Origin of the sequence: Daejeonella sp. (genome assembly GCF_044348475.1) — a bacterium.
Lineage (GTDB): Bacteria > Bacteroidota > Bacteroidia > Sphingobacteriales > Sphingobacteriaceae > Daejeonella.
The window spans coordinates 1-6397 of the sequence record NZ_JBIKSU010000090.1; the positions used below are offsets into that span (position 1 = coordinate 1).

The window sequence follows — 6397 nt, forward strand, 5'->3', positions numbered from 1 at the left end:
TATAATTCACATACCACTTGTTTTTGGCTAGTTCTTTTAACTTTGAACTGCCCTTTGGAATAGACAATATGGCCTTTCCTCTATATAATTTGGGGGTTGAATATTTGTTCATTCCTAAATATTGATTTTACAAAAATAGGGATCAATCATATAAATTAGCACTTTTATAGCACCTTTATTTTTATAAATAATATAATTAACTGTAATACAATGACTTATGAATTTTTGTGGATAATCCGATATTCTCCACAAACAATTAAGGCTTCACATGATTCTAAAGCCTTAATTGTTTGTTTTTACAGAAAGAGTGATAACCTCTGTACTGTCAAAAATTTAATCCGCTTGCAATTCTAGTACCCAATGACAACGAATGGCATTTGATTGCAAAAAAAATGGAACACCCTGAAGCTCCTTAAATTTTCCAGAATTATTATTTCATCACAATTCTAATTGACCTGAACAGTCAAATGAATAATTGATTATCAAGTTTATTACAATTCTAAGAGCCGCGCTATTTCTTGTTATTTTTTTTCTAAATTTAGGATGGAAGAAATATTTGAACTTATTCAAAAGCCTACATTAGAATTTAAACAAAATAACTATGCACAATACCAGAAGAAAATTCATCCAGAACACCATGCTCATTGGAGCAGGTATTAGCTTACCACACCTGCTAAGTGCTTCAGATTTTGGCACATTTACCCGAACAATAAAAGCCTCAGATCAAATCAATTTCGGTCTGATTGGCTGCAAAGGGATGGGCTGGTCAAATATGAATGCACATCTAAAACTTCCTCAGGTAAATTGTGTGGCGCTGGCAGATGTTGATCAAAGTGTACTTGATCAACGAACAGAAGATGTATTTAAACTTCGTGGCAAGCGTCCAAAGCAATACAAAGATTATCGAAAACTGCTAGAAGACCCAAATATTGACGTAGTCATTATTGGCACTCCTGATCATTGGCATTGCCTGAATATGGTGGATGCTGTTTCAGCAGGTAAGCATGTGTATGTCGAAAAACCAATTGCCAATACCATTGAAGAATGTCAAATCATGGTCAAAGCGCAACAAAAATATGGAAAAATAGTACAGGTTGGTCAATGGCAACGTTCCGGATCGCAATATGCCGAAGCAATCGATTATGTAAAATCTGGTAAATTAGGACAGATTCGCCTGGTTAAGTGCTGGGCCTACCAAGGTTGGATGAAACCAGTACCAACGGTTGCTAATAGTGCGGCACCAGCTGGTGTAGATTATACAATGTGGTTAGGTCCAGCGCCAAAGCGCGACTTTAACCAGAATCGTTTTCACTTTAATTTTCGCTGGTTCTGGGATTATGCAGGTGGCTTGATGACCGACTGGGGTGTTCATGAAATTGATATTGCCTTGTATGCGATGGGAGTAAAAGCACCTAAATCAGTAATGGCTTCAGGTGGTAAGTTTGCTTACCCTGATGATGCATCCGAAACTCCAGACACCTTACAAACGGTTTATGAATACGATGGGTTTAACATGCTTTGGGAACATGCAACAGGTATTGATGGCGGCAATTATGGATCAACTGAAGGCATTGCATTTATTGGAAACAATGCTACACTGGTTGTAAACCGCGGGGGCTGGAAAGTAATCCCAGAAACTGAAAACAAGGATGGTCAGCGCATCAATAAAATAGCAGAAGTTCCTCACACTAAGCCAATTAAAAATGCCCATGAAGCACATGCAGTCAATTTCATTGATGCAATAACCAACAATGATATTTCGCGATTAAATTGCGGTATACAAACCGGAAGTATTGCAGCCATCAATGCCCAAATGGGTAATATAGCTTATAAAACAGGCAAAAAGGTTTACTGGGATGCAGCAAAAAATCAGTTCACAGATTCTGAAGCCAATCAATTGATGAAAGCTCGGTATAATAATGGATGGCAGGTCCCAAAAGTTTAATTATATCGGATATAAGCATGCTATTTAGTGTAAAATCTAAATTTTGTTTTAATTGAATACCAAAATGAAGCAAAATTCATATACATGTAATAATCTCATTGTATTTCATTACTTATATTTGCCTTGTATATATTTGTTAAAAACCAATCAATAAACATGAAAAAAACAATCGTATTATTAATGATCACAGGTCTTTTCAGTGCATTTACAGCATGTGCACAAAGACCTAGCCCTCCGGCTAAAGTTTCTGAAACCACCTCTGCAGGTGTTAAGATTACAGTTGACTACAGCCAGCCGGCAGTAAAAGGTAGAACTATCGGTAAGGAAATTGCTCCTTTTGGTAAAGTATGGCGTACAGGTGCCAATGAAGCTACCTGGATGGAAGTTAGTAAGGATGTAAAAGTTGAAGGTAAAGCCTTAAAAGCTGGCAAATATGGTATCTGGACTATTCCCGGCGAAAAAGAATGGACCATCATCTTTAATAGCAAATCTGACATTAGCGGTACCGCATACAACCAGGCTGATGATGTGCTACGTGTCATGGTTAAACCTGGTAAATCAGCAAGTTTTTCTGAACGCATGACCTTCAAGATCGCAAAAACAGGTGTTGTTTCTCTGATATGGGGCGACCACCAGATTAATTTCAACGTAAAATAATTTCAAAGAGTCCCTTTTTCAGAACTTGATAACATTCATATTCTGGAAGAGGGAAATCTTTTATCTAACCAGGGTAACATATCCAGATCTAGATCTAGGATATGGCTATTAGTCAGGTATTCAGATAATTAAACATGAGCTTTGCTGCCTTGTCGGATGCACCCGGCTCACCCATAATAATGGCTAGCTCATCGTAATTAATAAGCATTTTTGTACGATAGTTTGAGTCGTTAAGAATTAGGTCCAGTTCATCTCCAATGATGATGCTGGTACATTGTTCCTGAATCAGTTCCTTTACAATTATCTGATCCATGACCAGATTTACCAGGGATATATACTTAATTTTAACAAGCATACGGGCAATCGCAATCGATAAAGGATTCCCTTTGTAAACAACCACCTGCGGTATTTTAAGTAAAGCAGTTTCAAGTGTTGCCGTACCGGAGGTAACAATGGCTGCCTTTGAATTCAGTAGCAGATTATAGGTCGCATTGAAGATGACAGCAATTTTTCTGCCTTCCAGATAAGTTGAATAATCTTCCTCACTAAAAGAAGGGGCACCGGCAATTATAAACTGAAATTCAGGAAAACGATCTGCTGTTCTGACCATTTCAGGCAGAACCCTTTCTAATTCCTGCTTTCTGCTTCCGGGTAGTAGCGCAATTATTGGCCTTACATCCAGATTATGTTTAATCTTAAACAAATCATCCTGAGGATTAGAAGCTATGGCATCCAATATCGGATTACCAACATAATCGACATCCATCCCCCATTTTTTATAGAAATCAACCTCAAAGGGCAGAATGCAGAACATGCGGTCCACAAATTTTCTGATCTTCAGGACTCGCTTCTGATTCCATGCCCAAACTTTAGGAGAGATATAATAAAAGACCTTAAAAGCTTTAAGCTTTGCAAAATTTGCGATCTTCATATTGAATCCGGGGAAGTCAATCAGAATAATAACATCTGGCTGAAAGCTGAGAATATCCTGCTTTGCAGTTTTAATATTCCTGAAGATTGAATTCAAATTAGCAATAACCTCAACAAAGCCCATAAAAGCCATTTCAGAATAATGCATTGCCAATCCGGGAGAAACAGCCATCATCAAATCACCGCCAAAGTATCTGAATTCAGCTTCAGGATCTTTGATTTTGAGCGCTTTCATCAGGTTAGATCCATGTAGATCACCTGAGGCTTCACCGGCAATTATGTAATATTTCATGGATTTATCTTATCTCAATAAAAAAACAGAATAGCGTTTTGATCATTATCACCAATTATTCGTTCTCATGACATACGTTTAGAAATGTTTCTATTCTCTACTCTCATATCTCATATCCCAAAATTCCAGGTATTTAAAATAGGAATGGCATGGTGGGCGGTCATATCAAATTGGACCGGAACTACAGATACAAAACCATTATCCAATGCCCAAACGTCGGTATCTTCACCATGATCGTTATTCTGAAAAACACCTGTCAGCCAATAATATTTCCTTCTATTAGGATCTGTTCGTTCGTCAAACTCTTCAGCCCATTTAGCATTTGCCTGTCTGCACACCTTGATACCTTTAATGGCTTCTACTCTTGGGAAATTCACATTGAGCAAAGTTCCTATAGGCAGGCCGTGGTTTAATACCAGTTTGGTAATAGATTCAATATAGTTTGTGCAATTACTAAAGTCAGCTTCATTTGAAAAATCATCAAAAGAAAAACCGATAGAAGGAATACTTTCTATGGCTCCTTCAACTGCGGCCGACATGGTTCCAGAGTAAAGCACATTGATTGAATTGTTAAGCCCATGGTTAATACCAGACACGCAAAGATCAGGCTTCTTACCTTTAAAAACTTTGTTTACGGCCAGCTTAACGCAATCAGCAGGTGTACCGGAACATTTGTACATTTCAACTCCCTTATACAAGTTTACCTTATCCAAACGCAATGGTTTGCCAATGGTTATGGCATGACCCATACCCGATTGCGGGCCATCAGGTGCCACAACAACCACATGGCCAATAGTTTGCATCACTTCAATCAGGACCTTAATTCCGGGCGCTGTAATTCCGTCGTCGTTCACGACCAATATGGTTGGTTTAGCTGTTTTCATTATGACGAAAATACGAAATTTTCCGGTGGTTCTCCTGTGGTTGGCGTTCTTCTCCAAGCACCCCATTTTCCTGTGGTAGCTGTAAAATTCAACCACTGAAGAATCTCTATGGAGGATTCTGAAGAGTCCTCTACATTTGCAAATCAGTCGCTGCGCTTAACTCGCAGGACAGTTCGTTGCTAAAGACCAAAAGAAAACCTACCGAGAGGGTGGCTCGCCAAGACGCTAAGGCGCAAAGTTTACAGATTATTCATGGACAGTTGTTTTATATTCTACAATCGCGTCTTTGCGTCTTTGCGAGATTCTTTCTTAACCTAAGCCTAGAGCTTAGTTTGTGCCTTACTCAGATAGTTTCCTCACCTGCTAAAGGGCAGGTTTGGGAATGACATTAGTTCTAAATTGATTTATTTTTTTAGGCACATTAGCTTCTGCTAATGTAGAACACCAACCAAAGTGCCGGATAAAAAAAGCCCCGCTAATATAATCAGCTGGGCTTTTCATGGTATTCAATAAGCTTTTAAGCCAATCGATCACACCTTCGCGTGATTTACTTGTTATCTATTGTCTTTGCAGCTGAAAAGATTTTAAAAATTACATATCGGCGGCACCCTGTTTAATCTCTTCAACAACATTAGGATCAAGCAAGGTTGAAGTATCTCCAAGATTAGCAAAATCACCTTCTGCGATCTTTCTTAAGATTCTTCTCATGATCTTACCAGAGCGGGTCTTAGGTAATCCCGAAACAAACTGAATCTTATCCGGCTTGGCAATTGCACCAATAATTCGGGCAACAGTTTGAAGGATATCTCTTCTTGTAAGATCATGATCGTGAATTGAAGTTCCAAGAATCACATAGGCATATATCCCTTGGCCTTTTATATCATGAGGATACCCAACTACTGCACTTTCAACCACATCAGCATGCATATTAATGGCATTTTCAACCTCTGCAGTTCCTATTCGGTGACCAGAAACATTGATTACATCATCTACTCTACCGGTAATTCTGTAATATCCGTCCTCATCTCTCAAACAACCATCGCCAGTAAAATACATGTTTTTATAGGTAGAGAAATAAGTCAAACGGCAACGCTCATGATCTCCATACGTGGTGCGAATAATACCCGGCCATGGAAACTTAATACATAAATTACCGCTTACCTCATTTCCAACAAGTTCTACACCTGCTTCATCAACCAGGCAAGGCTGAACTCCAGGCAATGGAAGGCTTGCATAACCGGGTTTAGTAGGAGTAATTCCAGCTATTGCTGAAATCAAAATACCACTATTCTCTGTTTGCCACCAGGTATCTACGATTGGACATTTACCCTTTCCAATCTTCTCATTATACCAATGCCATGCCTCTTCATTAATCGGCTCACCAACAGACCCAAGTTTGGTTAATGAACTCAGGTCTTTCCCTTGCAAAGGTTCTTCTCCAAAGCTCATCAATGAGCGAATAGCTGTGGGGGCAGTATATAAAATATTTACCTTGTATTTATCAACGATCTCCCAAAAACGGCCCGCATCAGGCCAGGTTGGAACACCTTCAAACATCAATGTAGTAGCTCCCTGAGATAGAGGTCCATATACGATATACGAATGCCCGGTAATCCATCCAATGTCTGCAGTACAGAAATGAACCTCACCAGGCTGATATTGAAATACAGTTTTAAAGGTATAACCAGT

General features: G+C 39.0%; 5 protein-coding genes. 2 read left to right on the forward strand and 3 right to left on the reverse strand.

From position 1 onward, the window contains the following. The first annotated feature begins 601 nt into the window (after positions 1-601). Together ACIQZ6_RS11115 and ACIQZ6_RS11120 are read left to right on the forward strand one after the other, a co-directional pair. A complete protein-coding gene (locus ACIQZ6_RS11115; RefSeq protein ID WP_395811084.1) occupies positions 602-1945 on the forward strand; it encodes a Gfo/Idh/MocA family protein in 1344 nt (447 codons plus the stop codon). Positions 1946-2101: 156 nt separating this feature from the next. Beyond that, positions 2102-2602, forward strand: a complete 501-nt coding sequence (locus ACIQZ6_RS11120) for a DUF2911 domain-containing protein (RefSeq protein WP_395811086.1) — start codon at positions 2102-2104, stop codon at positions 2600-2602. A gap of 112 nt (positions 2603-2714) precedes the next feature. Here ACIQZ6_RS11120 and lpxB read toward each other — a convergent pair whose 3' ends face one another. The 3 genes from lpxB to ACIQZ6_RS11135 form a co-directional block, all read right to left on the reverse strand. Next, the gene (lpxB, locus tag ACIQZ6_RS11125) at positions 2715-3824 is read right to left on the reverse strand and encodes a lipid-A-disaccharide synthase (RefSeq protein ID WP_395811088.1); all 1110 of its coding nucleotides are present in this window, start codon (positions 3822-3824) and stop codon (positions 2715-2717) included. 110 nt (positions 3825-3934) lie between these two features. Next, complete coding sequence (gene surE, locus ACIQZ6_RS11130; RefSeq protein ID WP_395811090.1) at positions 3935-4708, reverse strand: 5'/3'-nucleotidase SurE; 774 nt, start codon at positions 4706-4708, stop codon at positions 3935-3937. Between the two features lie 591 nt (positions 4709-5299). Next, positions 5300-6397 (reverse strand): AMP-binding protein (locus ACIQZ6_RS11135; RefSeq protein WP_395811092.1); only part of this gene is annotated, 1098 nt, incomplete at its 5' end.

Coding starts and splice junctions, on each gene's coding strand:
- ACIQZ6_RS11115 (WP_395811084.1), top strand. CDS start 602: ATGCACAATACCAGAAGAAAATTCATCCAGAACACCATGCTCATTGGA.
- ACIQZ6_RS11120 (WP_395811086.1), top strand. CDS start 2,102: ATGAAAAAAACAATCGTATTATTAATGATCACAGGTCTTTTCAGTGCA.
- lpxB (WP_395811088.1), bottom strand. CDS start 3,824: ATGAAATATTACATAATTGCCGGTGAAGCCTCAGGTGATCTACATGGA.
- surE (WP_395811090.1), bottom strand. CDS start 4,708: ATGAAAACAGCTAAACCAACCATATTGGTCGTGAACGACGACGGAATT.